The organism is Limnohabitans sp. DCL3 (assembly GCF_048019295.1).
Taxonomy (GTDB): domain Bacteria; phylum Pseudomonadota; class Gammaproteobacteria; order Burkholderiales; family Burkholderiaceae_C; genus Limnohabitans_A.
In genome coordinates this window covers 3,187,837-3,214,112 of the sequence record NZ_CP171842.1, presented here as the reverse complement: position 1 = coordinate 3,214,112, position 26,276 = coordinate 3,187,837, and the positions used below count along the sequence as shown (strand labels likewise).

The following is a 26,276-nucleotide window of genomic DNA, read 5'->3' as shown; positions in this document are numbered from 1 at the left end:
GCTACCCTGCAGCCCATGAACACCGCGACAAACCTTTCTGTTTCTGGCACTGACGCGCCCCTCTACGTGCCACAAATTCGGCTGTACCAAAACTGGCTGCGTGAACAACGTGGTTTGAGTTTTGCTACCTACAACGAGCTCTGGCGCTGGTCTGTGACCGAGTTGGATGCATTTTGGCAAAGCATCTGGGATTACTTCGACTTTCAGTCGCCCACGCCCCACACGGCGGTGCTGGCGGGCAATGTGATGCCGGGCGCCAAGTGGTTCACGGGCGCCCAAACCAATTACGCGCAACAAGTGATGCGGCATGTGCAGTCCGCGCACGAGGCCGGTTTCTTGGCCGTGATCAGCCACAACGAAAAAGGCTTGCGTCGCGAGATGACTTGGCCCGAGCTGCGCCGCCAAGTCGCTGCCATGGCCTTGCACCTGCAGGCCCAAGGCGTGCAGCCCGGTGACCGGGTGGCGGCCTATTTGCCCAATATTCCCGAGGCCATGGTGGCGTTTTTGGCCACCGCCAGCGTCGGCGGCGTGTGGAGCATCTGCGCCCCCGACATGGGCACCAACGCGGTGCTCGACCGCTTCAAGCAGATCGAGCCCAAAGTATTGATTGCGGTCGACGGCGTGAGCTACGGTGGGCGCGACTTTGACCGCATGGGTGTGGTGCAGGAACTGCGCGACGCCTTGCCCAGCGTGCAGCACGTCATCGTGCACGACAACTTGGGCACCTTGGACCTGACCAATTGCGATGTGGGGGGCAGCGTGCAAATGTCGGCCATCACCGCGCGAGATGACGCCGAGGTGCAGGCCTTTGAGCCGATGTGGCTGCCTTTTGACCACCCGCTGTGGATCGTCTATTCCAGTGGCACCACCGGCTTGCCCAAGCCCATTGTGCACGGCCACGGCGGCACCGTGATCGTGGCCTTGGCCAACAAAATTTTGCACAACGACATCGGCTGCAGCTACCACCCCAACAGCTGGGGTGAGCGCTTTCACTGGTACAGCTCGACGGGCTGGGTCATGTGGAACGCGCAAGTCGCAGGCCTGCTCAATGGCGTGACCTGCGTGATCTACGACGGCAACCCCGGCGGCAGCAAAGACAACCCCGACTGGGGTATTTTGTGGCGCATGGCGGCGCAGGAAAAAGTCACCTTCTTTGGCGCGGGTGCGGCTTATTTTGCCAACTGCCAAAAAGCGGGTGTGGACATGTCGCGCTGCGGCGACTTGTCGCGGGTGCGTGCTTTGGGCACCACCGGTTCGCCCTTGTCCCCCGAAACCCAAAGCTGGGGCGTGGCGCAATTCAAGGCCATTGGCACCGACATCTGGTGGTGCAACATCTCGGGTGGCACCGACTTTGCCGGCGCCTTTGTGGGCGGCCACCGCGAGCTGCCGCAGGAACCCGGCGTCATGCAATGCCGCGAACTGGGCTGTGCGGTCGAAGCCTGGAACGAAGCGGGCGAGCCTGTGCTGGGCGAAGTGGGCGAACTGGTCTGCACCCAGCCCATCCCGTCCATGCCGCTGTACTTCTGGAATGACAAGGACAACGCCCGCTATTTGGCCAGCTACTTTGAGATGTACCCCGCAGGCCACGGCCGCCAACCCGGAGGCGGCGACGGCCCGGCCAGCATGGGCGGCGTGTGGCGTCACGGCGACTGGCTGCGCATTGGCAACGCGCAAGGCGAGGGCGAAGGCTGCGTGATCTTTGGCCGCAGCGACGCCACCATCAACCGCTACGGCCTGCGCATGGGCACCAGCGAGTTGTACAGCGCCGTTGAAGCCCTGCCCGAAGTCATGGATTCGATGGTGGTGGATCTGGAGTACCTGGGCCAAGAAAGCTACATGCCGCTCTTTGTGGTGCTGCGCCCGGGCACGGTGCTGGACGACGCGCTCCAAGCCAAGCTCCACAACGCCATCAAAGTGGCGCTCAGCCCGCGCTTCATCCCGAACGAGATCTTCCAAGTGGCCGAGATCCCGCGCACCTTGTCGGGCAAGAAGCAAGAGCTGCCGATCAAGAAGTTGATGTTGGGCCAACCCCTGGAAAAAGTGGTCAACAAAGACGCCATGGCCAACCCAGGGTGTCTGGACTGGTATGTGGAATTGGCGCAGCAGCATTTGGGCAAAGCTTGAGCTCGCCCGATTGCAGCCTGCAGGATTGAAACCCTTCAGCGCTCTTTGGGCTTGCTGTCTCTGTTCAAACCGGGAGGGTCTGTGGGGAACCACAGCCACTGAGTGTCTGTGCCGCCTTTGCGCAAAATCCACTGGTTGAGCCAACTGCCAACGGCGGTGTTGGCCACCAGCAGCAACATCAAGCCAGCCAGAAAGCCCCAGCCCGCTAACACATAGAGCGCTAAAACCCCCATGCCCAGCGCAGGCCACAGCAGCTGGGCCATGAAGCCGATGGCCACTGTGACCACCACGCCGCAGATCAGCAGTTTGAGGATGAATACCGTGCGATCAGACATTTAGGCCCCTCCGATCATCGTTTGATTGTGGGGCCTTGAAAATCGCAAATCAATATCATCAGGCAGATCAAGAGCGTGGTGTGTGGCTTGCCTCGAATCTATTCAGTTCGCATCACTGCGAATCTGCAACAGCCCGTGATTGCCACGACTGCCGAAGCCGGATTCAAGAGTGAAGTTTCGCAAGCTTTTAAGAAGTGAAAACGGCGTACCCACTTCCGCAGGCACGCCGTTTCTTGTTGCAGGAACGAAAAAAATCAGTTCTTGTGCAACTCCGCGTTCAACTCGCCCCAGCTTTTGTTGCGCGGAATCGCGTGCAGTGCGCCGCTTTGTGAATCGCGGCGGAACAAGATGCCGTTTTTGCCCGACAGTTCTTTGGCTTTCATCAGGCTGCCATCGGGCAGTTGCACGCGGCTGCCGCCGGTGATGTAGCAGCCGGCCTCGACCACGCAGTCGTCGCCCAGCGAAATGCCGATACCGGCGTTGGCGCCGAGCAGACAGCGCTTGCCCACCTTGATGACTTCTTTGCCGCCACCCGACAGCGTGCCCATGATGGAGGCGCCGCCGCCGATGTCGCTGGCGTCGTCCACCACCACGCCTGCGCTGATGCGGCCTTCGACCATGCTGGCGCCCAAGGTGCCCGCGTTGAAGTTGCAAAAGCCTTCGTGCATGACGGTGGTGCCGCTGGCCAGGTGTGCGCCCAGGCGCACCCGGTCGGCGTTGGCAATGCGCACGCCCGAGGGGATCACGTAGTCGGTCATCTGTGGGAACTTGTCCACACCCTTGATTTCCAGCACACGGCCAGCAGCCCGGGCCTTCAGGCGGGCGGCGGGCACATCGGCCACGGCGCAAGGGCCAAAGTTGGTCCAGGCCACGTTGGCCAAGAGGCCAAAGATGCCGGTGACGTTGGCGCCGTGCGGTTGTACCAGGCGGTGGCTCAGCAGGTGCAGGCGCAAGTAAGCATCGTGCGTGTCGGCGGGCGCGTCGGCCAGGCTTTTGATCTCGGTGCGCACAGCCACCACGAAGGTGCCACGCACGGCGCAGGCGGTCAGGGCTTGGGCCACATCAGCGCCGAGAGCCGCTACGGCTTCGGCTTCGGTCAGGCGGGTGCTGCCGCTGGCAGCCACATCGCCCGCCAATTCGGGGGCAGGAAACCAGGTGTCCAGCACGGTGCCGTCAGCGGCCAAGGTGGCCAGGCCCGTGGCGCGTGCGCCAGTAGTTTGGAAAGTGCTCATGGGGTGCTCCGAAAAAATGGCCCGCAATGCGTGCGGGCCGTGGGAAATCTGAAGGCGTGATTATCGGGGATGGCGGCCTAGGGTCTTGAATGGCTGGCGACGTATTGGCGCAGCACGCTGTCCATGAGCGACTGCCAGCCCTCGCCCGTGGACTTGAAATAGGCCAGTACTTCGGGGCTGTAGCGCACGGATACCAGCTGTTTTTTGTTCTCGGATTTGGGCCGACCGCGCAAGCTCTTGAGCGGAACCATGGCCTTCAATTGCGTGGGCGTGAGCGGCTGCGCATCTGGATCATTGCGGGCTGCGGCGGTGATGGCCTTGTCTTCTTTCACGCTGGGCATGCGCACTGTGGGGCGCTTAGAAATTTTCGACATAGTGCTTTACCTCCCGTCGATTTGCACGGCGAAGACTGATGACTCTTCGCGCTGGTGCCCGGTCAACAAATGCCACGAAGTACAGGGTTTCGGTCTTGGGTGCGAGCGCGATCATTCGCATCTCGTTGTACTCAAAACGATCGTCAACCCATACCAACGCGGACTCCCAGTCGAGTTCACCGGCCATGCCCAGTGACAGACCATGTTTGATCTGGTTAGAGGCGTCTTTGATCGGATCGAACTCAATGTTCATTTTATTTGTGTAGCTACTGAAAATCAATGCTTCAGCGTAAAAACCCCAAACTGAACACTTGCGGGCGCAGCTTCTGGGTCAGCGCTTCGTAGGCCACCTCAAAAGGTTTGAAGTTGACGGGGGCGGTGTCGCCGCTTTTGTTGCGCTCGGCCAGTGCGTTGCGGATCTGGTACCAACCCACATCGGGGCGGTTGAGCTTGTATTGGTCACGCACCGTGCGCACGTCGGTGTGGGCAAAGTAGGCCTTCCACAAGCTGCGGCCTGCGTCCAGCACGGCGGTGGCTTCGGCAGACAGGGTTTTGTCCGCCAAGTACTGCACCATGAAGTCGGACTCGAACCGGTCGGGCGCATCGACTTCTTCTTCGGTGAAGGGGATGAAGTGGTTGACGATGGACCACTTTTTGCCGTTCCATTCGAGGTCGTTGGCGCTGGCGCTCAGGTTCTTGCCGTGAAACAACATCCACAGCAGGCAGTCATTTTTGAACTCATCTGACAAGGGCTCTGATGGCTGCAAAAACTGGTCGTTGTGATTGATCCAGCTGTGTTTGACCAGTAGCCTCACGGTGAAAACAACTCAGCTTTTCCATAAATTTTCAGTTGCCACAAAGAATGCACCTGCACTGGAAAAGCCAGACGACAACAAAGCCGTGCCCTGCCCCGCGCCTTGCAAATCATTGCTGTCGCACAACATGCTGCCGATTGCACCGTCAGCCCATTTTGTTCCGCGGACATCTTTGGTGCTGGTGGTTGGTGAGATCGCATTTTTCAACGGCAAGGCATCCACAGCGTTTGCGCGTGGCCGCTGGATCCAGGTGTTGAGAAATCGATCTTTTGGGATGTTGTGAAACAACTTCTCGCCGATGGCCTGAGCATCTCGGTTCAGGACATCTACCTGTATTTGGCTTGGAAATTCTTTTGGCCGTGGCTGAGTTTTCCATATCAAAAATCCAATCGGAAAATTCCCGCTCAGCCCATCAAAAGCCTTACTGTGCACAATGAAGCCGCCCAAATAGTGGGCGTTCCAATTTGCGCGGAAACTTTCAAAATTAGGTGCGTTCACGTACTTTAAAGTGCTGAACATTGCCAAAATTGCGGATGGAATCTCCCTTTGAACCCGAACCACAAATTGCGTGAATAACTCCCTGTTGGCGTAGCCTTGTCCATTGGATGTTTTCGCAATGTTCGTGGTTGCAATGTCGGTTTTTGCGCTTTTGTTCAGCGTGTTGGCGGATTCGCCATAAGGCGGATTGATCAACACCAAAATCTTCTTCCCCTCCGCAATGGCTTTGCGCAATTCTGGCGGCACCTTGTTGCTCAGGCTGTAGTCAATCTGCCCGTCCTCGGTGATGTCGTCGTTCAAGTAGTCGTACTGAAAGCGCTGCGCCGCCACGCAGGTTTTGGTGGCTTTCATCACGTCGATGTCCGCTTGGTCCAGCGTGCTCATGTAGAGGTTGCGCGGGTTGCTGTGCTTGACCTGCAGGTTGCCCACGCCGCAGCACATGTCCCACACGATGTAGTCTTTTTGCCAGTTGGCGCCCAGCGTTTCGGCCAGCTTGTCATAGGCTTTGTCCACCACATGCAGCGGCGTGTAATACGCGCCCTTGAAGCTGCGTTCGTCATACGGGATCAGGCTGTCGCGGCGCTCGAGCAGGTAGTCGCGGTACTCCGATTTGGGCGGGCGGTGGTAGATGGCCCAAAACTGCCGATAACCTTCTTTGTTGCCCAGGTCAAAATTTTTGCCGCCCAGCGAGAACACGGGCGCGCCGCTTTTGTGCATCAACTCGGCCGGCAAATTGGCGTGTGTGGACACGGTGCCGTCGTGCATGATGTCCGCGAAAAACAGCAGCGCGTAGTCTTCTTCGCTCACACCCACGATCTCGCGGCCCACCATGGCCACCCATTTGTCAAACACCTGTTTCAGGTTGTCCGGCGTGATTTGCGTGCGGATGATGTCGCCCGATTGGATGGCCGCTTTGACGGTGCTGATGAACTCGTCTTCGTGCGTCTTGATCCGGAACGACACAAAGTAAGTGCCGATGTGGGCCGAGATGTCGTTCAGCGCCTCTTGGGTGTATTGGCTGGCCGACTTGCCCCACTGGATGGTTTTTTTGGCCAGAAAAGGCAGCACATCGGCGCTTTTCATGATGGCCGCTTTTTCGGTGTCGATCACCGCCAGAAACGGCGGCACCGGTTCGCCTTTGTTCAGCGCCACCTGCACGTAATGCAGCAGCTGGGTGAACATGGCGTAGCTGGAGTTGCGGTCGGTGTCCTTGGCCTCGAACCAGACCTCACGGGTCTGGATGTCGATCAGGCCTTTGGTGTATTGCTTGAGGCCCAGGGCCTTGATGTACGCGTCCTTGACGTCTTCTTCGCTCTTGGCGGCTTGCAGCTGGGTGTAGAGGCTCACGGCAGACAATGTTGATTAAAAAATCAACATTGTCTGATTTAAATGATTAAAAAGTATTGTTTATATGTAACTCGCTGTACATCTCGAATGACAAAACAATCACTTCACGGCTTTGAAGCGCTTGTCCGAGACCGTCAGCCGTTCACGTTCACCACCACCCGGCCGCGCACCTGGCCCGCCAAAATTTCCGCTCCCAAGCCGATCGCGTCGGTCAGGCCCACTTCGCGGGTCATGCGCTCCAGTTGCGCCGTGTCCAGGTCTTGCGCCAAACGTGCCCAGGCGGCTTCGCGCACAGCTCGCGGGGCCATCACGCTGTCGATGCCGGCCAAGGTCACGCCGCGCAAGATGAAGGGCGCCACGCTGGACGGAAAGTCCATACCTTGGGCAAGGCCGCAGGCCGTCACCACACCGCCGTATTTCGTGCTGGCGCAGGCGTTGGCCAGGGTGTGGCTGCCCACGGTGTCGACCACGCCCGCCCAGCGCTCTTTGGCCAATGGCTTGCCGGGGGCAGACAGCTCGGCACGGTCCATCACGTCGGCCGCGCCGAGCTGGCGCAGGTAGTCGGCCTCTTGCAGGCGGCCGGTGCTGGCCACCACGCGGTAGCCGAGCTTGGCCAAGAGCGCAATGGCCACGCTGCCCACGCCGCCGCCGGCACCGGTGACCAAAATATCACCCTTTTCGGGTGTGACGCCGTGCTTTTCAAGTGCCATCACGCACAGCATGGCGGTGTAACCCGCCGTGCCAATGGCCATGGCTTGGCGCGGCGTGAACGCGGCAGGCAGCTTGACCAACCAGTCGCCCTTGAGGCGCGCTTTTTGTGCCAAGCCGCCGCTGTGGCTTTCGCCCACGCCCCAGCCGTTCAAAACGACGGCGTCCCCGGCTTTGAACAGCGGGTGCTGGCTTTCGGTCACGGTGCCCGCCAAGTCAATGCCGGGCGTGAGCGGGAACTTGCGCACCACCGGGCTTTTGCCCGTGATGGCCAGGCCGTCTTTGTAGTTGAGGGTGGAGTAGTCCACTTGCACCGACACGTCGCCTTCTGGCAAGGCGCTGTCATCGAGTGTTTGCAAGGTGCAGCGGTAACCGGCGTCGTCTTTTTGGATTTGCAGGGCTTGGTAAGTCATGGGGGCTTTCAGAAAAGAGGGGGGATGTCGGCGCTTTATGGGCGGTTGACCAGCACGATGCCCACCGCCACCAGCGCCAAGGACAGCGCCAGTGTGAAGGTCACCGCCTCGCCCAGCCAGAGCATGCCAAACAGCAAAGCGAAGAGCGGAGTCAAAAACACAAAGGCCGAGATCTTGGTGGCCGGGTAGTGGCCCAGCATCCACATCCAGGCGAGGTAGCTGGCGAATGCGCCTCCCACCGTTTGCAGCGCCACCGAGCCCACCGCAAAGCCGCTCCAGGTGCCACCCCAGGGTTCACCCAGCAGGTGTGACAGCAGGAGCAGCACCAGGGTGCTCACGGCCAATTGGTAAAACAGCAGTTTTTCAGCGGCCAACCGCGTGAGGTTGGCCGCCCGGATGGCCACCGTCGTCAGGCCCCACAAGGCCCCGGCGGCCAGGCCCATCAGGTCGCCCGTGGCCCCTGTGCCACCCAAACCTTCACGCAGTGCAAAGACCACAGCAGCAAACGCGCAAGCCATGCCCAGCCATTGCACAGGCCGCAGCCGCTCGGTGCGGACGAACCAAGGCAGCAAGGCCGCCACCCAAAAGGGCGAGGTGTACAAAAACACCGTCAGCCGCGAGGCCGAGGTGTGTTGCAGGCCGGTGTAGATGAAGGCAAATTCAGCCGCAAACAGGCTGCCCACCAGCAAACCCGCCCACAAGCTGCCATCCCGGTCAAAAAGCTTGACGCCCCGCCACTGGCACCAGAGCCAGAGCAGCAAGGTGGCCCCTAAGCCGCGCACGCCCGATTGAAAGACCGGCGGTAATTCACCCACCGTGGCTTTGACCAGCACTTGCTGGAAGCCCCAAAACATGCAGCACACCAGCAACACGCCCACGGCCAGGGCGTCCAGATGGTCTTGTCGGGGTCGGGTCGAGGCGCGCATGGGCCCCATTGTGCCGTTGTCACGCGCGCCGGCCTGTCACCACCAGGCAAGGTCCGCGCTGGCCGGGTCGCGTGCCGTGCCCGTCTAATATAGAGGCTGAATTTTTGTCCCTACGCCGCCAGCGCCTTGCCACCATGAACCCTTCTTTCTTGTCCCGTCGAGACCTGCATCACCGTGCTTTGGCCTTGGCCTTGACGCCCTGGTTGGGCGCAGGGGTTCAGGCGCAGGGGCTGCAGGCCGCTGCTGGGGGTCAAGGGCCACGTTGGCAAGTGGACCCTTTCAGTTTGGGCGTGGCCAGTGGCCAGCCGCAGCCCAGCAGTGTGGTGTTGTGGACGCGCCTTCGCATCAGCCCAGCCGATGAGGCCATGCGTGTGCAAAGCCTGGAGGTGGTGTGCGAGGTGTACGCCGATGAGGCCTTGCGGCAACCGGTTCGCCAGTGGCGGCTACAAACCGATGCGTCGCGGGCGCACAGTGTGCATGTGGTGGCCAGCGGTTTGCAGCCGGGTCGAACGTATTGGTACCGTTTCGTGTGTGGCAGCGCCGTCAGTTCCTTGGGCCGCGCACGCACCAGCCCAGCTGTCGATGAACCCGTGGCACGTTTGCGCATGGCGTTGGCTTCTTGCCAACATTACGAGCAGGGCTACTTCACGGCCCACCGAGAGATGGCCCAGCGTGATCTCGACTTGGTGCTGTTCGCGGGGGACTACATTTACGAAAGCTCCAACCCGCAGTATCTGCTGCGCCGACATCTTGGCGGCGAGCCCAAGTTGCTTGACGAATACCGCGAGCGCCATGCGCAGTACAAAACCGATGCCGATTTGCAAGCCTGTCATGCAGCGCACACCTGGGCCATGACTTGGGACGACCATGAGGTGGTCAACGACTACGCCAACGATTTGGACCGTCACTTCACCGATCCGCTGGCTTTTTTACGTCGCCGAGCCGCCGCCTACCAAGCTTATTTTGAGCACATGCCCCTGCGGCTGGGGCCTGACCCGGTCAACGCCAGCCAAATGCGCATCCACGATCGCATGCCCTGGGGCCAGTTGGCCGACTTGTGGACGCTGGACTGCCGCCAGTACCGTGACCACCAGGCTTGTCTGGACCCGAACCGGGGCGGAGGCCGAGTGGTCGTGGCGTGTGAGGCCTTGGGCGATCCATCGCGCAGCATGCTGGGCGCGGCGCAAGAGCAATGGTTCACCGAGGGCCTGACGCGCAGCAACCGACGCTGGAAGTTGGTGGCGCAATCCACGCAAATGAGCCCGAGTGGCGTCAACACCCCCCTGGGGCGAAGTGCCTTCACCGATGGTTGGGACGGCTACCCGCAAGCGCGCGCCAAGCTGTTGGGCACGGTGGCCCAGTCGGGGGTGCACAACGTGGTGATGTTGGGCGGCGATGTGCACATGAACGTGGCCGCCCAATTGCGCGTGCAAGCCAACGACGAGCGCTCGCCCGTGGTGGCCAGCGAGATCGTGACCACATCGGTCACATCGCGCGGCTTGGGTGAGAAGTTGTTGGCTCAAATTCGAGAGAGCAACCCGGACATCCTGCACGCCCGCTCGGACGAGCGGGGTTACACCTGGTTGGACGTGCGGCCCGAAGGCATTCGAGCCGAGTTCAGAACCACCGCCAATCCCGCACGGCAGGACGGGTTGTTCAAGACCCAAGCCCAGTACGCCATCCAACAAGGCGTTGCTGGCGTGCAAAAGGCCTGACCGCGCGTCGGCCTGCCGGCTGGCGGCCCAAAGGTAACGTGGTCATCGCGCTTTGGTTGAGTTCGACTCGGTAATGACCCGATGGTCTTTTTTTGGACTTGCGGGCTAGAATCTGAGCATGAACACCCCACCCACCTTGCCCAAGAAGTCCTTCAAGATCCAGATGTTGGCCGCCCGCGAAACGGCGATCATCCAATCCGTGAACCGCCTGTTGGCCGAAAAAGGCTTTGACGCGATGACGGTGGACGAAGTGGCCGCCGAGGTGGGCATTGCCAAAGCCAGCCTGTACAAACACTTCACCAGCAAGGAAGAGTTGGCCTGTGCGGCCATGGTGACGGCCATGCGCAAGGCGCAGGAATTGATCCAGTCTCAGCCCGCCGAGCACCCCGCCATCGACAAACTCAAGTCGGTGACGCGTTGGACGATGACACTCAAGCTCCAAGGATTGATGCCTTCATTGCCCAGCCAAAACTCCAGTTTGCGCGCCACGTTGATGGGCAGCAAAGATTACATGGATGGTTTGATGGAGGTCAGCGACGCTTTGGGCGGCTGGATCGAAGAGGCGCAGGCTCAGGGCCACATCAACCCAGCGTTGCCAGCCGTTGCGGTCTTGTACACCTTGTTTGCCCGCGCTTGCGACCCGGTGCTGGAGTTTCTCAAAATGGGCGAGCAGCACACCGAAGAGCAAATCCTCGATCTCGTGATGAGCACCTGCTTCGATGGGCTGAGCGCCCGCTGAGCCTTCAGCGCACCAGCAAAACCGGTACTTTGCAGTGCGCGAGCACTTGGGTGGCGACCGAGCCCATGACCAAGTTGCCCCATGTGCCGTGGCCATGTGAGCCCATGACCACCAAGTCGAACTTGCCGCTGTCGGCCACTTTGGAGATCGTCTCCCCGGCATGGCCGATTTTGACTGTGGTCTTTGCATCGATGCCGTGGCGCACCAAGAATTTGGTCACGGGTGACAACACTTTTTCGGCTTCTTCGCGGTGGTAGGTTTCCACCAGTTCCTTGCCCACGGCCGAGCGCGCGCGTGGGGGCAGTTGTGGGCTCACGGTGAGCAAGGTGTAGCTGTGGTGTGGCCCAAAAAGCGCTTCATGCGTGGCCAGGTAGGCCAGCATTTTTTTGGTGTATTCGCTGCCATCGACGGCCAATAAGATTTTCATCAAGCGCTCCAGTTGCGGTTCAAAACAAGCCTTCACTGTAGGCGTGACTTGGACCGGAGGCCTTGACTTAGGTCATGAAAACAGGGGCTTGCCCAGGTGGGGCCCTGCCAACGTGTTCGCAAAGGTCCAGGCACTCAAATGGCCCATGTGCCTTGGGCCTTGAATTGCACCTGCTCGTTTTTGCGGGCGTAGCCCAAGGGGTTGGCCACCACGCGGCAACCATGCTGGATGTAGTCGCTGGCGCAGTGCAAATGACCGTGTAACCACAGCTGAGCCTGGGGCAGCCAATGGTCCAGTGCGTTGCAAAACCCTGCCGTGCCAGGGACACGGCCGTAGCGAGGGTCTGCGCTGTGCAAGCTGGGCGCAAAGTGCGTGACCACCACGGTGGGGCCATCAAACGGTGTGTTCAGGGCTTGGCTCAGCCAGTCCTGGCATTGCAGGGCTTGTTCGCGCATGCCCTCGGCCAGCCAGGGCGCGCCGTGGCGTGTGGTGAGGGTTTTGCGCAAGTAATAGTTGGCGGCCCGGAAGGCTTTGTCTCGGGCTTTGAGGTGGCGGCTGTACGGGCTGTTGGGGTGACTGAAGTGCGCGGGAATTTTCTGCGGCAGGGCTTGTCCTGCCAGTGGCCCGAGTGCATCAAAGTCGCTCCACAATGTGGTGCCCACAAAGCGCACGCCGTCCAACTGCAGCACCTCCCGCTCCAGCCAAGTGATGCCCAGTCGGGCGCAGGTGTCTTGCAGGCGGGCATGTGCTGCGTCGAAGTCCAGCCCGTCGTATTCGTGGTTGCCGGGCACAAACAGCACCGGCGTGGGCCAGCCGTGCTTTGGAGAAAATCGTTGCAGACCAAAGTCGGTATCGCCTGTGGCGCTGAGCGCGGAGTGGGTTTGGTACGAGCCAATGTCGCCCGCCAACACCAGCACATCGGCACCTTGCGCAGGGGTGGGCATGAAGGCGGGGTTGGACTCCAAGTGCAGGTCGGAAAGCAGTTGGATGTTCATTTCACCGCCTCGGCCGAAAACGCAGCCTGCGCCACCTGCAGCAGTTGCGCGCGCAGCCATTGGTGCGCGCTGTCGTGTTGTTGTCGGCGGTGCCACAGCGCCTCCACCTGCACAGGGGGCACGTCCAGTGGCAATTCGCGCAGCACGAGTTGGTCACCCATGCCCGTGGTGGGGACAAAGTGGCGCGGCAGCACCGTGAGCAGGTCGGAGTTGACCACCACTTGCCCGGCCGTGAAAAACTGGTTCACCGTGAGCACGATGCGGCGCTGGCGCCCGATGGTGGCCAGGGCTTCATCGACAAAACCATAGGGGCGGCCCGAAAAGCTCACCAGCAAATGCCGGGCTGCGCAATAGGCGTCGAGCGTCATGGGCAGGTCCGCCATGGGGTGGCCCTGCCGCATCACGCAGACGTATTCACCCGCGTACAGGCGCTGGTGCTCAAAAGACACGGCTTCCCCCGCTTGTGCACGCCCGGTCAGATCGGTCAGCACGGCGGGGAAGTAACCCAGTGCGATGTCGGCCACCCCATCGGCGAGCAGGCCGCGCGGGTCGCGCGTGGTCAATGGCACCACACGCAGTGAAATGCCCGGCGCGTCGGTTTGCAATTGGCGCGCCAAACCGCCCATGAGCTCTGCGGCCGTGGCATCGGCCATGGCCAAGATGAGCGTATTGCGCGCCTCATGCGGAACAAAGGTGCTGGGCACGATGGCCTCTTGCAGCTGGCGCAGCGCCTCGCGCACGCAGGGCCACAGCGCCAGCGCACGGGGCGTGGGCTCAATGCCGTGGCCATGCCGTCGAACCAGTTCATCGTCCAGTGCGTCGCGCAGGCGGCGAACGGCGTTGCTCACGGCCGGTTGGGTCAGCGAGAGGTTGTGGGCCGCACGCGTCAGGCTGCGCTCGGCCATGACTTCGTCAAAGATCCGAAGCAAGTTCAGGTCGAGTGTGCGAAAAGAGGCCGGTATGGATGGGTTCAAGCAATCACCTGTTATATATCACCATTATGAATGAATGCCATCATGAATATAAAGTTGAATCGCATGGGTAAAAACCCTAAGATTGGCCAAACTTGCTGGTTTTGAACTGTCAAAACCCCAAAGTATCCAACAAGGGAATTCAAAATGAACACCACCACCAAATCTGTTTTGGGCGAAGTGCCCACCATCCACGCCGCCAACGCTGCGCCCCGCACATCCGCACACAGCTTGGCCACTTGGATGTTGGCCGCTGGCGTCGCTGCGCTGGTGGTCTTGGCAGACCACCTGATCGACGACTGGGCCGACACCCATGTGCTGGCCGCCTGGCTGGCGCTGTGGGTGGTGGCGGTGGTGGCCATTGCCGCACTGCGCGGTGTCAGTCGCCTGTTGGCGCAAAACCTGATGGCCGGGCTGGACAGCTGGTCAGCCCATGTGGCCCGTCGGCGCGCCGATGAGCGTTTGTGGGCCATGGCCCAAAGCGACAGCCGGTTGATGACCGATCTGCAAACCGCGATGGACCGCGCCGAGGACGACCAAACGCCAGCCGCAGACCTCACAACGTACATGACACGCCGCGCAGCGCGCATGGTCAAAAACCGCCTTTATTACATCTAATCTCTGTTCAAGATGCAGGCGCCTTGTGCACCTGTTCACGCGAAGGCCTCCATTCGGAGGCCTTTTGCTTTTCACGTGACAGCTTTGACCGGTGTCGGCTTGGACGCCAGGTAGATGCCGGGCAAAATCAAGGCCGCCCCCGCCACATGGTGCCAGCCCAAAGACTCACCCAGCACCGCCCATGCCGTCAGGCCACCGTACAAGGGTCCCAGGTACAGGCTGGCGGCAACCCGGCTGGCGCCCAGTACTTTCTGGCAAAAACCATAGGCCCAATACGCGCCCACACCGGGAATCAGCCCAGCGACCACCACCAAAAGCGTGGCGTTCCAGCTCCAAACGGGCGTCGTAGCTTGGTGCCATTCCCAAGCGGCAAAGGGCAAAAGCACCAGCACACCGCCTGCACAGATGGCGGCCAAACGGGCCGTGGCGCTCAGCGGGCTGGGCCATTTCTTTTGCAGCAAAGCAAAACCGGCCCACGAGACCATGGCCAGCACAATCCAGCCATCGCCAGCAATCCATTGCACTTGGCCCAAGGCACCCCATTGACCTTTGACCACAACATGGAAAACGCCAGACATGGCGATCAACACGCCCAAGCCTTGCCGCCAGGAAAACCGCTCGCCCAGCCAGAGCACCGCCGCCAAAGCGATCAGCACCGGCGAGGCCGCATAAATCAAGGCGATGTTCATGGCGCTGGTGGTTTGCGCGCCTTCGTACACCCAGGCCCCGCAAACGAGCATGCCCAATGCACCCAGCACCAGGTACTGCCACGCGTGCGCCAAGGTGCTGCGGCGCTCGCGCCAGAGTTCACTGCGCGCGATGAAGCCCACCACCAAGCCCGCCAAAGCCCAACGCCCCAAAGCCAGCATGTGCGGCTCCACCACGCCTGGCGCGGTTCGGGCCACGACGTAATTGACGGACCACAGGGCCGGCGTGACCCACAAGAGCCAAAGGGCTCGGCGTTCTCGGGATTCGGGGGTGTTCAGCAAAGGCATGAGTGCGTCGATTGTGCCGCCCAGAAAAAACCGCCTCGGCTTGATGCCGAGGCGGTTTTTTTGTGCCGCGCTGTTGGCGCGCGACAGGGCCGAAATTTAAGCGGCGAGCTTGGCCTGCAATGCCGACTTGGTGGCCAGCAGTGCCTGGGGCAGGTGGTAGCTCAGCTGAGCAAAGTGCTCGTCGTGCAGTTTGAACTCGGCTTGCCAAGCAGCCGGGTCGATGCTGGTCACGGCCTCGAACTGCTCGGCGCTGAAGTCCAGGCCGGTCCAAGTGATTTCGCCGTAAGTGGGGGCCACGCCGAACAGGGTGTCTTGGCCAGCGGCTTTGCCTTCGAGTCGGTCGATCATCCACTTGAGCACGCGCATGTTGTCGCCGTAGCCGGGCCACACGAACGCGCCGTCTTCGCCTTTGCGGAACCAGTTCACGCAGTACATGGCGGGCAGCTTGTGGCCAGCGGCCTGCGCCTTGGCACCGGTGTCCAGCCAGTGCTGGAAGTAGTCGCTCATGTTGTAGCCGCAGAAAGGCAGCATGGCAAAGGGGTCACGCCGCACCACACCTTGTGCGCCAAAGGCGGCGGCGGTGGTTTCTGACCCCATGGTCGCGGCCATGTAGACACCTTCGGTCCAGCTGCGCGCTTCGGTCACCAAGGGCACGGTGGTCGAGCGGCGGCCGCCGAACATGAAAGCGTCGATCGGCACGCCGGCAGCGTCGTCCCAGGCGGGGTCAAGCGCGGGGTTGTTGGTCGCGGCCACGGTGAAGCGGGCGTTGGGGTGAGCGGCTTTGGCGCCGGTTTCCTTGGCGATCTGGGGTGTCCAGTCCTTGCCTTGCCAGTCGATCAGGTGATCGGGCAAAGAGCCCGTGTCTTTTTCCATGCCCTCCCACCACACGTCACCGTCGTCGGTCAGGGCCACGTTGGTGAAGATCACGTCCTTGTGCAGGCTCAGCATGCAGTTGGGGTTGGTCTTCATGTTGGTGCCGGGGGCCACGCCAAAGTAACCGGCTTCGGGGTTGATGGCGTACATCTTGCCGTCGGCGTGGGGCTTGACCCAAGCGATGTCGTCGCCGATGGTCGTGACGCGCCAGCCTTCAAAGGCCTTGGGTGGCACCAGCATCGAGAAGTTGGTTTTGCCGCAGGCGCTGGGGAACGCTGCTGCGACGTGGTATTTTTTGCCTTCGGGGTTGGTCACGCCCAGGATGAGCATGTGTTCGGCCAGCCAACCTTGTTCGCGGCCCATGTTGGAGGCGATGCGCAGCGCAAAACATTTCTTGCCCAGCAGCGCGTTGCCGCCGTAGCCCGAACCGTAAGACCAGATCTCGCGCGTCTCAGGGTAGTGCACGATGTACTTGGTGGTGGGGTTGCAAGGCCAGCTGGTCGTGTCCTTTTGGCCAGCGGCCAAGGGGGCGCCCACGGTGTGCATGCAGGGCACGAACTCGCCATCGGTGCCCAGCACGTCAAACACGGCCTTGCCCATGCGGGTCATGATTTTTTGGTTGACGGCGACGTAGGCGCTGTCGGTCAGCTCGATGCCGATGTGGCTGATGTGCGACCCCAATGGGCCCATGGAGAAAGGCACCACGTACATCGTGCGGCCAGCCATGCAGCCGTCAAACAGTGGGTTCAAGGTGGCGCGCATTTGCGCGGGTTCCATCCAGTTGTTGGTGGGGCCGGCATCTTCTTTTTGGGCCGAACAGATGTAGGTGCGGTCCTCCACGCGGGCCACGTCTGAAGGGTCGGAGCAAGCCAGGAACGAGTTGGCGCGCTTGGCGGGGTTGAGCTTTTTGAAGGTGCCGGCTGCCACCAATGCTGCGCACAGGCGGTCGTATTCATCTTGTGAACCGTCACACCAGTAAATGTCGGCGGGCTTGCACAGGGCGGCCATTTCGGCGACCCAGGCGATCAGTTTTGCGTGCTTGACGTACGCAGGGGTGTTCAGGCTGCTGACGCCCTGCATTGCGGGTGAGTTCATGGGAGGCTCCAAGTTTAAAAATCGTTTTTTCAAAAACCCTGGGCAGGGGCTTTGAAAAAACGGCAGGTTCGCTGGCTCAGTGCCTTGCCAGGTTGCTGTAACTGCTTGGTAACCTGCGGGGGTTTGATTTTAGGGAGCCATCCTGTTGCGTGCCTGTCAGTGGTGCGCAAAACCCCTTTATATCTATGCAAAAAATGCATAACACGAGGGCGCGGACATGACGGAGGGTTGATCGCCGGGCGACGGCGGCTGTCCGTCAGCGGTTGCCGACGTGTGGTCCCGCTTGGCTGGCCTCTATCGCAGCGTGGGCAGCCTTCTGGGAGCGGGTCTATTTGTCACAAAAAAGCCAACAAAAAACCCGCAAAGCGCAGGCTGTTGCGGGTTCAGGCCAAAGGGGTGCGGCTGCGAACAGCGCACCGCGGAATCCATCAAGGCTCAAGCCATGAAGACGGCAATGAAAGCCAACAAGAAAATCAGCACAGCACCAGCGGCAGGAATGACGACAGGAATGTGCTTGACCACGTTTTCAACGGGATCATCAGATGTGTGTGTGTCGTGGTGAGCGGACATGAGGTTCCCCAATACAAGAATGCGGCTATTGTAGCCAAGCGCGGCCGCCCTTGCCCTCTCTATACTTACAGCATGGCATCTTCCATCCTCGTTTTAGGCGCCGGCATGGTCGGCACCTGCACCGCTTTGCACTTGCAACAACGCGGCTATGAGGTGACGCTGGTGGACCGGCGGGGGCCGGGCCAAGAAACCTCTTTTGGCAATGCGGGCCTGATCCAGCGCGAGGCGGTCGAACCCTATGCCTTTGCGCGAGAGCCCCGCTTTTTGTTCAATTCGGCCTTGCGACGGGGCGCGGATGTCCACTGGCATCCACGGGGGCTGTGGCAAATGGCGCGCCCCTTGCTGGCCTATTGGGACCACTCCCGCCCCGCGCACCATGCCCGAGCCACTGAAGCCTACAGCCGCCTGATTGCGCATGCCACCGAAGAGCACGGTTTGCTGGTGGCTGCTGCTGGGGCCGATGATTTGGTCAAGCGGCAAGGGTTTCGTTTTGTATTCAGAACGCCCCAAGCGCTGGAGGACGCTGCACAACGGGCGATGGATTTGCATGACCGCTTTGGCGTGCGTTACCACGTGGAAAACACCGCCGATCTGGCATTGGCAGAGCCTGCTTTGCACCGGTCGCTTGCAGGCGCAGTGCACTGGCTGGAACCTTGGGCTGTCAACGCACCAGGGGCGTTGGTCCAACGGTATGCCGACTTGTTTGTGGCCCGAGGCGGACGTTCAGTGGTGGCCGATGCGACTCGTTTGCAGGCCCGTGGGCAAGGTTGGGCGGTGCAGACCACCGAAGGCCATTTGGAGGCCGAGCAAGCGGTGCTGGCTTTGGGCCCTTGGGCCGATGGCGCAATCCGCTCCTTGGGTTACCGCTTTGCGCTCTTCATCAAGCGTGGCTACCACCAGCACTACACCGCGCCCGTGCCGCTGCAGCAACCTGTGCTCGATGCGGAGCGCGGCTATGTGCTGGCCCCGATGCAGCGCGGTCTGCGCCTGACCACGGGCGCTGAAATTGCGCCCATGGATGCACCCGCTACGCCGGTTCAACTGGCCAAGGCCGAAGTGTTGGCCCGCGAATTGGTGGATATGGGTGAGCCTTTGCCCGAGGCCCCGTGGCTGGGCGCGCGCCCCTGCACCGCCGACATGTTGCCTGTGATGGGGCCTGCGCCGCATCACAAGGGGCTGTGGTTCAACTTCGGCCATGGGCACCAAGGTTTCACCCTGGGGCCTGTGGCCGGGCGTTTGTTGGCCGAAATGGTCGAGGGTCGCCAGACCTGGATCGATCCACGGCCGTATTCGCCAGCGCGTTTTGTCTGAGTTGTCTCGGACCTTGCAAGTGCTCTGCGCCGGCGCAGGGCGTTGCGTGATGTCAACTCAGCGGGAGTACCCCTGTGATCAGAGCACCCGGTAAAAACTCAAAAAAACACCGTCGGGCGCACGCCGTCCGGTGCCAATGAATTGGCTCTCGCTCAGCCAAGCCCACTGAGGTGCCGTGGCCTCCAGCTTGGGCTGGCAGCGAAAGTAGACTTCGTCGGGGTTGACCGGTTGACCGTTCATGATGCGCTGAGAATTGTCCAGAGACGCCACGCGCAGCGCGGTGTTTTGCACGAACACGCGCGTGCCGTCATCCAGTTCGATCACGTAACGGGCATCCAAATGCGCTTGCGTGCCGCCGGCCAGAATCAGTTGGAAGTCGGCGCCGCCGGCCAACACCCTGCCGTTCAGCCGAGGGCCGGTCACTGTGCCGCCTGTGATGGGAATCATGCGGCGCAAACCGGCGGGCGTGTGGCCGACTTCAACCGGCTGGGCGATGGTCACGGCCAAATCGCCAACGTGCTCAAGTTGTGGTGGGGGCAGTGTCATGGGGGTTCCCTATAAACTTGCCCTGAATTATCAGGTGACTTGAGACATGCTTTCCACCCAAGACAAAACCCGCATCGACGACACCCGCATCGCCTCGGTGCGCCCCCTTTTGACGCCCGCGCTGCTTGAAGAACGTTTGCCCGCATCGCCCGCGCATCTGGCGCTGGTCGAGCGTTCGCGCCAGGACATCTCGAACGTCTTGCAGGGCCAAGACGACCGCTTGGTGGTGGTCGTTGGCCCCTGCTCTATCCACGACCATGACCAAGCCATCGCCTATGCCAGGCTGCTCAAGGCCGAAGCACAGCAGCACGCCCAAGACCTGCACCTCGTGATGCGTGTGTATTTTGAAAAACCGCGCACCACCGTGGGCTGGAAGGGCTACATCAACGACCCGCACCTGGACGGCAGCTTTGCCATGAACCAGGGGCTGGAGATGGCCCGCAAACTCTTGCTGGACATCCTCGACTTGGGTTTGCCTGTGGCCACCGAGTTTTTGGATTTGCTCAGCCCGCAGTACATCAGCGATCTGGTCACTTGGGGCGCGATCGGCGCGCGCACCACCGAAAGCCAGAGCCACCGCCAACTGGCCAGCGGCCTGTCGTGCCCGGTGGGTTTCAAAAACGGCACCGACGGCGGCGTCAAAGTGGCGGCCGATGCGGTGGTGGCATCCAAGGCGCCACACGCCTTCATCGGCATGACCAAGATGGGCCAGGCCGCGATTTTTGAGACACGCGGCAACCAAGACGTGCACATCATCTTGCGCGGCGGCAAAACGCCCAACTACGCGGCCAGCGACGTGGATGCCGCCTGCAAGGCGCTGCAAGCCTCAGGCATTGCGCCGCAGGTGATGGTGGACGTGTCGCACGCCAACAGCAGCAAGCAACACGCCAAGCAGATCGAAGTCGCGCACGATGTGGCCGCGCAAGTGGCGGGCGGCGAGCGCCGCATCATGGGCTTGATGATCGAGAGCCATCTGAACGAAGGCCGGCAAGATCAACAACCCGGCCAAGCTTTGCAATACGGTGTGTCGATCACCGACGCCTGCATCAGCTTTGCGCAGACCGTGCCCGTGCTGCAAGCGCTGGCGCAGGCGGTGCAACAGCGGCGGCGCTTGTCAGCTTGAACGCCTCAGTTCTGGGGTGACTGGATCCACCGGCTGATCTGTTGGACGGTTTCGGCTTCGTGGTGGATGAAGCCGTGCCAGTGCTGGGCTTCGCAGGGGTCGCCGATCGGGTCGGCGCCCCCGTCGAGCATCAGGAATTTTTTGAACGGGGCGGACTTGAGCCCGTCGGTGATGCGGGCCGCTTCGGAGGGCACGCAAATTTTGCAGGCATCGAGCTTGTGGTGCACCACCAGTGTGGGCACGCTGATCTTGCCAATGGCTTGCGTGGCGATGGCCCCGGGCTTCTTGGACGTCACGCTGGAGGTGAGCACCAGGCCTTGCACCATGCCTTGGGGCAACGCAATCGCAGCGGCCGTGCCGGACACGGTGCCTCGGCTGGTGCCGATCAGCCAGACCGGTGCCGGGCTGAGTTGGCGCGCGTGTCGAATCACCGCGGCCAGCTCCTGCACATGGGGGGCGCTGACGCGGTAGTCGTAGTCCAGGCCGGGCAAGTCAGTGGCACGAAACGCCACAAGCACATTGAATTTTTCGGCAAAAAACAGCCCGCGCGAACGGACCAGAAAGTTTTTGCTGCTGGGCTGGCCATCGACGATTTTGCCGCTGCCGGCATCGCCCCCAGGCAGCAGGATCACGGTGGCCACAGCGTCCGGCTGTGTCATGACAAAAATGGGCAAACGGGCATCGCCCCGACCGATGTCGAGTGGGGTCATTTGCGCTTGGGCTTGAACCCCCAGACCGTTCAAGGCGAATAAAACAGCGATCAGCAGGTGCTTCATGCCCGGATTTCAGTCGGTTTTACGGGCTTCAGCCTGCCAGGCCCACAAACACGTTCTGCACGTCGTCGTTGTTGTCGATCGCGCCCAAAAAGGCTTCAACTTCTTCGAGCTGTTCGGCGCTCAGGTTGGCCGGGTCGACCGGGTTCTTGGGTTTGTAGCCCAGCTTGGCCGACACCACGGAAAAGCCGTGCTCGGGCAGGGCGCGGCTGACCAGGTCCAGGTCGGTTGCTTCGGTGATGAACACGGTCACGCCGTCTTCATCGGCGGGCTCAAAGTCTTGCGCACCGGCTTCGATGGCGGCCAGTTCGGCATCCGCCCCGGCTTGGGCCGGCTCGGCCTCGATGAAGCCCACATGGTCAAAGTCCCATGAGACAGAGCCCGAAGTGCCCTGCTGGCCTTTGCGAAAGAGCACGCGCATTTCTGAGGCGCTGCGGTTGACGTTGTCGGTCAACACTTCGATCATCACGGGTACTTGGTGCGGCGCAAAGCCTTCGTAAATGACGCGGTCAAAGCTGACGGCGTCGCCCAGCAGGCCCGCGCCTTTCTTGATGGCGCGCTCCAGTGTTTCCTTGGGCATGGACACTTTGCGGGCCTGTTCCACCACCAGGCGCAGGCGCGAATTGGCGGCCGGGTCTGCGCCGTTGCGGGCCGCGATCATGATGTCCTTGGCCAGGCGGCCAAACAATTTGCCTCGTGCGTCTGCGGCCTGTGCTTTGCCTTTGGCTTTCCATTGCGCGCCCATGGGTGTGTTCCTAGGTTGGTGTCGGTGCAGACAAGGCACGGACCGGGTCAATTGGGTACCAAATACCAGGGTTTGGCACGAATCTAAAGGGTTTGAGTTTAATCGCCCGGGCGCACTCGGCCTGGGGGGCTGGGTGGTGCTGTGCTGAGCGCGTCTTTTTGTCAGTCAAACGGGGGGGCTTTTGAGATAAAGTCACGGGCTAAACCACCTTATAAAGGCGGTTTTTCTGAATCCGTTCGACGCACCGCCGGACGCCGTGTTCTTTGAGACACATCTTGATAACGAGAAAAGAGAGTACCCATGGCTGCAGACAAATCCAAGATCATTTACACCCTGACAGACGAGGCCCCCTTGTTGGCCACAGCCTCGTTTTTGCCCATCATTCGGACCTTCGCAGCGCCCGCAGGCATCGAAGTGGCTGAAAGTGACATCTCGGTGGCGGCCCGCATTTTGGGTGAGTTTTCAGACCTGTTGCCCGCCGAGCAACGCGTGCCCAACAACTTGGCCGAGCTGGGCAAACTGACGCTCAACCCCGCTGCCAACATCATCAAGCTGCCCAACATCAGTGCCTCCGTGGGCCAGTTGACCGCCGCCATCAAAGAGTTGCAGGGCAAAGGCTATGCCTTGCCCGATTACCCAGAAAACGCCAAAACCGACGAAGAAAAGGCCTTGAAGGCCCGCTACAACAAGTGCACCGGCTCGGCCGTGAACCCTGTTTTGCGCGAAGGCAACTCGGACCGCCGCGCGCCGCGCGCCGTCAAAGAATTCGCCCGCAAGAACCCCCACAGCATGGCCGAGTGGAGCCAAGCCTCGCGTTCACACGTCTCGCACATGCACGCTGGCGATTTCTACCACGGCGAAAAGTCCATGACCTTGGACCGCCCCCGTGACGTCAAGATGGAGCTGATCACCAAGAGTGGCAAGACCATCATCCTCAAGCCCAAAGTGTCTTTGCTCGACCGTGAAGTCATCGACAGCATGTTCATGAGCAAGAAAGCTTTGCTCGAGTTCTACGAAAAAGAAATCGAAGACGCCCACAAAACCGGCGTGATGTTCTCGCTGCACGTCAAGGCCACCATGATGAAGGTGTCGCACCCCATCGTTTTTGGCCATTGCGTGAAGATCTTCTACAAAGACGCGTTTGCCAAGCATGCCAAGCTGTTCGAAGAGTTGGGTGTGAACGTGAACAACGGCATGGCCGATCTGTACAGCAAGATCACCGCATTGCCCCAGTCCAAGCAAGACGAAATCAAGCGGGACCTGCACGCCTGCCACGAAGGCCGCCCTGAGCTGGCCATGGTGGACTCGGCCAAGGGCATCACCAACTTCCATTCGCCCAACGACGTGATCGTGGACGCGTCCATGCCTGCCATGATCCGCAACGGCGGCAAGATGTGGGGGGCTGACGGCCGCCTGAAAGACGTCAAGGCCGTGATGCCCGAGTCGACCTTTGCACGCATCTACATGGAGATGATCAACTTCTGCAAATGGCATGGTGCGTTCGATCCCAAGACCATGGGCACAGTGCCCAACGTGGGCCTGATGGCCCAGCAAGCCGAAGAATACGGCTCGCACGATAAGACGTTTGAAATTTCAGAAGACGGCGTGGCCAACATCACCGACATCAACACCGGTGAAGTGCTGCTGAGTGAAGAGGTGGAAGCCGGTGACATCTGGCGCATGTGCCAAGTCAAAGACGCTGCGATCCGTGACTGGGTCAAGTTGGCCGTCACCCGCGCGCGCAATTCCGGCATGCCGGTGGTGTTCTGGCTCGACCAGTACCGTCCGCACGAAGCCCAGCTGATCACCAAGGTCAAGATGTACCTGCATGAGCACAACACGGCCGGCTTGGAAATCCAGATCATGAGCCAAGTGCGTGCGATGCGTTACACCCTGGAGCGCGTGGTGCGCGGTTTGGACACCATCAGCGCCACCGGCAACATCTTGCGCGACTACCTGACCGACCTGTTCCCCATCATGGAGCTGGGCACCTCGGCCAAGATGCTCTCCATCGTGCCTTTGATGGCCGGCGGCGGCATGTACGAAACCGGTGCAGGCGGCTCTGCGCCCAAGCATGTGCAGCAGCTGGTGGAAGAAAACCACTTGCGTTGGGATTCTTTGGGCGAGTTCCTGGCTTTGGCCGTGTCGTTCGAAGACTTGGGCCTGAAGACCGGCAACAAAAAGGCCGTCGTTTTGGCCAAAACCTTGGACGCTGCAACTGGCAAGCTGCTCGACAACAACAAGAACCCTTCTCCCAAGACCGGTCAGTTGGACAACCGCGGCAGCCAGTTCTATTTGGCCATGTACTGGGCGCAGGAGCTGGCCGCGCAGACCGACGATGCCGAGCTGGCAGCCCAGTTCGCACCTTTGGCCAAAGCCTTGACCGACGGTGAAAAGAAGATCGTGGACGAGCTCAACGCCGTGCAGGGCAAGCCGGTCGACATTGGTGGCTATTACATGCCGGACCAAGCCAAGTTGGCCACGATCATGCGCCCCAGTGCCACCTTCAATGCCGCGCTGTCTGCGGTGAAGGCCTGATGTGAAGTGGGCTCAGCGGTCTGTACCGCTGAGCCGCTGAGCGCAGTGCCCACGTGGCGCTGAACCCAAAGCCATTCAGGTGCTGCCTGAGTGGCTTTTTTCATGGGTTCATTGGCTGTAGGCCAAGCCCAATGCGACACCGCCAAACAAATCGCCTTCCACGACTTTCACACCTGCAAATTCGGCCTGTAGGGCTTGTTGGAAGGTGCTCAAGGCCGATGAGCCACCCGTGAGGTAAATCGCGTCCAGCGACGCACCGGTCAAGTTGGCGCGTTGTACACATTCGCGGGCACAGGCCACGGTGCGGGCCAGCAAATCCTGCAAATGCGCCTGCATGTCGGCCACGCCCATGCGGGCTTGTAAGTGGCTTTCGATGAGCGACAAATCCATGCCGGTATCGGCTTTGTTCACCGAGCAGCGGATTTTGGCTTGTTCGACCTCGTGCGCCAACAGGTGACCGAAGCGCTCGGTCAGCACCCGCATCAGGCGGTCGTGCAGATGTGGCTCGCGGTAGTTGCTGCGCAGCGTTTTGGCGTGTGCGATGGCTTTGGGCTGGTATTGCCAATGAATCAGGTGCCAAGTGGCCAGGTCAAAAAACACCCGGCTGGGCACTTCCCGGTGCTCCGGTCCGATGTGTTTGTAACCCAGCAGTGGCATGACTTGGGCCAGGTTGAGTTGCCGGTCGTAGTCGGTGCCACCAATGTGCACGCCCGTCGTGGCCAGAATATCTGCACTGCGGTCTTGCCGCACCCTGCGTTCGGGCCCTAGGCGCACGACCGTAAAGTCCGATGTACCGCCTCCGAGGTCAACCACCAGCACAGTGCTTTCGCGCGTCAGTCGCTGCTCGTAATCGAGGGCTGCTGCAATGGGCTCCAGTTGGAAAGACACCTCGTCAAATCCCACCGACTGCACGGCTTGTCGCAGTGACGCCTCGGCTTGTGCATCCCTTTCAGGATCGTCGTCCACAAAGTGCACCGGGCGGCCCATCACCACACGGCGCGGTGCTTGGCCCAGGCTTTGGGCCGCGCGCTCGCGCAGGGTGGCCAAAAAGGTGCCAATGATGTCCTGAAAGCTGATCTGCTGGTGGCCAATTTGCGTGGTCTCCATCAAAAGCGGGCTGCCCAACAGGCTCTTGAGCGAGCGCATCAAACGCCCTTCGGTTCCCTCCAGGTAATGCGTGAGCGCGTCGCGCCCGAAATGCGTGCTGCCGTCCTCGGCGTTGTAGAAAACGGCCGTGGGCATGGCCAAGGCTTCGCCTTCTAGGGCGATGAGGCGGGCGCTACCTTGTGGGCCGAGCCAGGCCATGGCGGAGTTGGACGTGCCGAAATCGATGCCGAGTGTGCCGGCGGGAGAAGAGGTCATGAGGGGAAAGACAGAAGCCGACGGTGACATTGCGGGTGCCCGACAGAACAGTCAGACCACGAAGACCGGGGATTTTGCCACCATGCGTGGTGTCTTGCTCCCGATAAG

At 61.0% G+C, this 26,276-nt stretch carries 25 protein-coding genes; 7 read left to right on the top strand and 18 right to left on the bottom strand.

The genetic code is table 11. The features are described from left to right. Positions 1 to 15: 15 nt before the first annotated feature. Positions 16 to 2,124: an acetoacetate--CoA ligase gene (locus ACHEXK_RS14785; protein ID WP_416547052.1), complete on the top strand. Its 2,109-nt coding sequence runs from the start codon at positions 16 to 18 to the stop codon at positions 2,122 to 2,124. Between the two features lie 35 nt (positions 2,125 to 2,159). Here the strand turns inward: ACHEXK_RS14785 and ACHEXK_RS14780 are convergent, their stop codons facing one another. The 8 genes from ACHEXK_RS14780 to ACHEXK_RS14745 all read right to left on the bottom strand — a co-directional run bounded on the left by ACHEXK_RS14780 (position 2,160) and on the right by ACHEXK_RS14745 (position 8,772). Next, complete coding sequence (locus ACHEXK_RS14780; protein WP_416547050.1) at positions 2,160 to 2,459, bottom strand: hypothetical protein; 300 nt, start codon at positions 2,457 to 2,459, stop codon at positions 2,160 to 2,162. Between the two features lie 254 nt (positions 2,460 to 2,713). Continuing rightward, on the bottom strand, positions 2,714 to 3,691 hold the full coding sequence (gene dapD / locus ACHEXK_RS14775) for a 2,3,4,5-tetrahydropyridine-2,6-dicarboxylate N-succinyltransferase (RefSeq protein WP_416547048.1): 978 nt from the start codon (positions 3,689 to 3,691) through the stop codon (positions 2,714 to 2,716). A 77-nt stretch (positions 3,692 to 3,768) separates the two neighbouring features. After that, on the bottom strand, positions 3,769 to 4,065 hold the full coding sequence (locus tag ACHEXK_RS14770; RefSeq protein WP_416547047.1) for a BrnA antitoxin family protein: 297 nt from the start codon (positions 4,063 to 4,065) through the stop codon (positions 3,769 to 3,771). After that, a complete protein-coding gene (locus ACHEXK_RS14765; protein ID WP_416547045.1) occupies positions 4,049 to 4,318 on the bottom strand; it encodes a BrnT family toxin in 270 nt (89 codons plus the stop codon). Before ACHEXK_RS14765 ends, ACHEXK_RS14770 begins: the two co-directional genes overlap by 17 nt. 31 nt (positions 4,319 to 4,349) lie before the next feature. Next, positions 4,350 to 4,880 (bottom strand): hypothetical protein, encoded by a 531-nt coding sequence (locus ACHEXK_RS14760; RefSeq protein WP_416547044.1) that lies wholly within the window; start codon positions 4,878 to 4,880, stop codon positions 4,350 to 4,352. Between the two features lie 12 nt (positions 4,881 to 4,892). Beyond that, on the bottom strand, positions 4,893 to 6,725 hold the full coding sequence (locus tag ACHEXK_RS14755; RefSeq protein WP_416547042.1) for a hypothetical protein: 1,833 nt from the start codon (positions 6,723 to 6,725) through the stop codon (positions 4,893 to 4,895). 134 nt (positions 6,726 to 6,859) lie between these two features. Beyond that, positions 6,860 to 7,846: an MDR family oxidoreductase gene (locus ACHEXK_RS14750; protein ID WP_416547040.1), complete on the bottom strand. Its 987-nt coding sequence runs from the start codon at positions 7,844 to 7,846 to the stop codon at positions 6,860 to 6,862. A 35-nt stretch (positions 7,847 to 7,881) separates the two neighbouring features. Beyond that, complete coding sequence (locus ACHEXK_RS14745; protein ID WP_416547039.1) at positions 7,882 to 8,772, bottom strand: DMT family transporter; 891 nt, start codon at positions 8,770 to 8,772, stop codon at positions 7,882 to 7,884. 134 nt (positions 8,773 to 8,906) lie between these two features. Here ACHEXK_RS14745 and ACHEXK_RS14740 point away from each other — a divergent pair, with 134 nt between their 5' ends. Together ACHEXK_RS14740 and ACHEXK_RS14735 are read left to right on the top strand one after the other, a co-directional pair. Further along, positions 8,907 to 10,487, top strand: a complete 1,581-nt coding sequence (locus tag ACHEXK_RS14740) for an alkaline phosphatase D family protein (protein ID WP_416547037.1) — start codon at positions 8,907 to 8,909, stop codon at positions 10,485 to 10,487. Positions 10,488 to 10,605: 118 nt separating this feature from the next. Beyond that, on the top strand, positions 10,606 to 11,226 hold the full coding sequence (locus ACHEXK_RS14735; protein WP_416547036.1) for a TetR/AcrR family transcriptional regulator: 621 nt from the start codon (positions 10,606 to 10,608) through the stop codon (positions 11,224 to 11,226). Between the two features lie 4 nt (positions 11,227 to 11,230). On the opposite strand, the gene ACHEXK_RS14730 is transcribed toward ACHEXK_RS14735, so the two are convergent. The 3 genes from ACHEXK_RS14730 to ACHEXK_RS14720 form a co-directional block, all read right to left on the bottom strand. Further along, entirely contained in the window at positions 11,231 to 11,653 is a 423-nt protein-coding gene (locus tag ACHEXK_RS14730) for a universal stress protein (protein WP_416547035.1), read from the bottom strand. Positions 11,654 to 11,787: 134 nt separating this feature from the next. Beyond that, on the bottom strand, positions 11,788 to 12,648 hold the full coding sequence (locus ACHEXK_RS14725; protein ID WP_416547034.1) for a metallophosphoesterase: 861 nt from the start codon (positions 12,646 to 12,648) through the stop codon (positions 11,788 to 11,790). Then, positions 12,645 to 13,610 (bottom strand): LysR family transcriptional regulator, encoded by a 966-nt coding sequence (locus tag ACHEXK_RS14720; RefSeq protein WP_416548964.1) that lies wholly within the window; start codon positions 13,608 to 13,610, stop codon positions 12,645 to 12,647. The genes ACHEXK_RS14725 and ACHEXK_RS14720 overlap by 4 nt, the downstream gene beginning before the upstream one ends. 156 nt (positions 13,611 to 13,766) lie before the next feature. Here ACHEXK_RS14720 and ACHEXK_RS14715 point away from each other — a divergent pair, with 156 nt between their 5' ends. Beyond that, complete coding sequence (locus tag ACHEXK_RS14715) at positions 13,767 to 14,237, top strand: hypothetical protein (RefSeq protein WP_416547033.1); 471 nt, start codon at positions 13,767 to 13,769, stop codon at positions 14,235 to 14,237. A 71-nt stretch (positions 14,238 to 14,308) separates the two neighbouring features. Here ACHEXK_RS14715 and ACHEXK_RS14710 read toward each other — a convergent pair whose 3' ends face one another. The 3 genes from ACHEXK_RS14710 to ACHEXK_RS14700 all read right to left on the bottom strand — a co-directional run bounded on the left by ACHEXK_RS14710 (position 14,309) and on the right by ACHEXK_RS14700 (position 17,770). Next, positions 14,309 to 15,232 carry a DMT family transporter gene (locus tag ACHEXK_RS14710; protein ID WP_416547032.1) on the bottom strand — a complete coding sequence of 308 codons (924 nt, stop codon included), beginning with the start codon at positions 15,230 to 15,232 and terminating at the stop codon, positions 14,309 to 14,311. A 96-nt stretch (positions 15,233 to 15,328) separates the two neighbouring features. Then, a complete protein-coding gene (locus ACHEXK_RS14705) occupies positions 15,329 to 17,200 on the bottom strand; it encodes a phosphoenolpyruvate carboxykinase (GTP) (protein WP_416547031.1) in 1,872 nt (623 codons plus the stop codon). Between the two features lie 435 nt (positions 17,201 to 17,635). Next, on the bottom strand, positions 17,636 to 17,770 hold the full coding sequence (locus tag ACHEXK_RS14700; protein ID WP_416547030.1) for a hypothetical protein: 135 nt from the start codon (positions 17,768 to 17,770) through the stop codon (positions 17,636 to 17,638). A gap of 72 nt (positions 17,771 to 17,842) precedes the next feature. On the opposite strand from ACHEXK_RS14700, the gene ACHEXK_RS14695 reads away from it, so the two are divergent. Beyond that, complete coding sequence (locus ACHEXK_RS14695) at positions 17,843 to 19,081, top strand: NAD(P)/FAD-dependent oxidoreductase (RefSeq protein WP_416547029.1); 1,239 nt, start codon at positions 17,843 to 17,845, stop codon at positions 19,079 to 19,081. Between the two features lie 78 nt (positions 19,082 to 19,159). Here ACHEXK_RS14695 and ACHEXK_RS14690 read toward each other — a convergent pair whose 3' ends face one another. Further along, complete coding sequence (locus tag ACHEXK_RS14690) at positions 19,160 to 19,627, bottom strand: DUF3237 domain-containing protein (RefSeq protein ID WP_416547028.1); 468 nt, start codon at positions 19,625 to 19,627, stop codon at positions 19,160 to 19,162. A gap of 46 nt (positions 19,628 to 19,673) precedes the next feature. Between ACHEXK_RS14690 and ACHEXK_RS14685 the strand changes: the two genes are divergently transcribed. Then, entirely contained in the window at positions 19,674 to 20,750 is a 1,077-nt protein-coding gene (locus tag ACHEXK_RS14685; RefSeq protein WP_416547027.1) for a 3-deoxy-7-phosphoheptulonate synthase, read from the top strand. A 5-nt stretch (positions 20,751 to 20,755) separates the two neighbouring features. Here ACHEXK_RS14685 and ACHEXK_RS14680 read toward each other — a convergent pair whose 3' ends face one another. After that, positions 20,756 to 21,526, bottom strand: coding sequence for an alpha/beta hydrolase (locus tag ACHEXK_RS14680; protein WP_416547026.1), 771 nt, complete (start codon positions 21,524 to 21,526; stop codon positions 20,756 to 20,758). Positions 21,527 to 21,554: 28 nt separating this feature from the next. Beyond that, positions 21,555 to 22,268: a YebC/PmpR family DNA-binding transcriptional regulator gene (locus ACHEXK_RS14675; RefSeq protein WP_416547025.1), complete on the bottom strand. Its 714-nt coding sequence runs from the start codon at positions 22,266 to 22,268 to the stop codon at positions 21,555 to 21,557. 300 nt (positions 22,269 to 22,568) lie between these two features. On the opposite strand from ACHEXK_RS14675, the gene ACHEXK_RS14670 reads away from it, so the two are divergent. Further along, positions 22,569 to 24,806 (top strand): NADP-dependent isocitrate dehydrogenase, encoded by a 2,238-nt coding sequence (locus tag ACHEXK_RS14670; protein ID WP_416547024.1) that lies wholly within the window; start codon positions 22,569 to 22,571, stop codon positions 24,804 to 24,806. 108 nt (positions 24,807 to 24,914) lie between these two features. Here ACHEXK_RS14670 and ACHEXK_RS14665 read toward each other — a convergent pair whose 3' ends face one another. Beyond that, a complete protein-coding gene (locus ACHEXK_RS14665) occupies positions 24,915 to 26,168 on the bottom strand; it encodes an Hsp70 family protein (RefSeq protein WP_416547023.1) in 1,254 nt (417 codons plus the stop codon). Positions 26,169 to 26,276: the final 108 nt, after the last annotated feature.

Bases quoted from the DNA above. Each gene is read 5' to 3' on its own strand.
- ACHEXK_RS14725 (WP_416547034.1), bottom strand. From the start codon at position 12,648: ATGAACATCCAACTGCTTTCCGACCTGCACTTGGAGTCCAACCCCGCC.
- ACHEXK_RS14675 (WP_416547025.1), bottom strand. From the start codon at position 22,268: ATGGGCGCGCAATGGAAAGCCAAAGGCAAAGCACAGGCCGCAGACGCA.
- ACHEXK_RS14750 (WP_416547040.1), bottom strand. From the start codon at position 7,846: ATGACTTACCAAGCCCTGCAAATCCAAAAAGACGACGCCGGTTACCGC.
- ACHEXK_RS14770 (WP_416547047.1), bottom strand. From the start codon at position 4,065: ATGTCGAAAATTTCTAAGCGCCCCACAGTGCGCATGCCCAGCGTGAAA.
- ACHEXK_RS14765 (WP_416547045.1), bottom strand. From the start codon at position 4,318: ATGAACATTGAGTTCGATCCGATCAAAGACGCCTCTAACCAGATCAAA.
- ACHEXK_RS14700 (WP_416547030.1), bottom strand. From the start codon at position 17,770: ATGTCCGCTCACCACGACACACACACATCTGATGATCCCGTTGAAAAC.
- dapD (WP_416547048.1), bottom strand. From the start codon at position 3,691: ATGAGCACTTTCCAAACTACTGGCGCACGCGCCACGGGCCTGGCCACC.
- ACHEXK_RS14685 (WP_416547027.1), top strand. From the start codon at position 19,674: ATGCTTTCCACCCAAGACAAAACCCGCATCGACGACACCCGCATCGCC.
- ACHEXK_RS14745 (WP_416547039.1), bottom strand. From the start codon at position 8,772: ATGCGCGCCTCGACCCGACCCCGACAAGACCATCTGGACGCCCTGGCC.
- ACHEXK_RS14780 (WP_416547050.1), bottom strand. From the start codon at position 2,459: ATGTCTGATCGCACGGTATTCATCCTCAAACTGCTGATCTGCGGCGTG.
- ACHEXK_RS14740 (WP_416547037.1), top strand. From the start codon at position 8,907: ATGAACCCTTCTTTCTTGTCCCGTCGAGACCTGCATCACCGTGCTTTG.
- ACHEXK_RS14680 (WP_416547026.1), bottom strand. From the start codon at position 21,526: ATGAAGCACCTGCTGATCGCTGTTTTATTCGCCTTGAACGGTCTGGGG.
- ACHEXK_RS14690 (WP_416547028.1), bottom strand. From the start codon at position 19,627: ATGACACTGCCCCCACCACAACTTGAGCACGTTGGCGATTTGGCCGTG.
- ACHEXK_RS14785 (WP_416547052.1), top strand. From the start codon at position 16: ATGAACACCGCGACAAACCTTTCTGTTTCTGGCACTGACGCGCCCCTC.
- ACHEXK_RS14705 (WP_416547031.1), bottom strand. From the start codon at position 17,200: ATGAACTCACCCGCAATGCAGGGCGTCAGCAGCCTGAACACCCCTGCG.
- ACHEXK_RS14695 (WP_416547029.1), top strand. From the start codon at position 17,843: ATGGCATCTTCCATCCTCGTTTTAGGCGCCGGCATGGTCGGCACCTGC.
- ACHEXK_RS14735 (WP_416547036.1), top strand. From the start codon at position 10,606: ATGAACACCCCACCCACCTTGCCCAAGAAGTCCTTCAAGATCCAGATG.
- ACHEXK_RS14730 (WP_416547035.1), bottom strand. From the start codon at position 11,653: ATGAAAATCTTATTGGCCGTCGATGGCAGCGAATACACCAAAAAAATG.
- ACHEXK_RS14665 (WP_416547023.1), bottom strand. From the start codon at position 26,168: ATGACCTCTTCTCCCGCCGGCACACTCGGCATCGATTTCGGCACGTCC.
- ACHEXK_RS14670 (WP_416547024.1), top strand. From the start codon at position 22,569: ATGGCTGCAGACAAATCCAAGATCATTTACACCCTGACAGACGAGGCC.
- ACHEXK_RS14715 (WP_416547033.1), top strand. From the start codon at position 13,767: ATGAACACCACCACCAAATCTGTTTTGGGCGAAGTGCCCACCATCCAC.
- ACHEXK_RS14710 (WP_416547032.1), bottom strand. From the start codon at position 15,232: ATGCCTTTGCTGAACACCCCCGAATCCCGAGAACGCCGAGCCCTTTGG.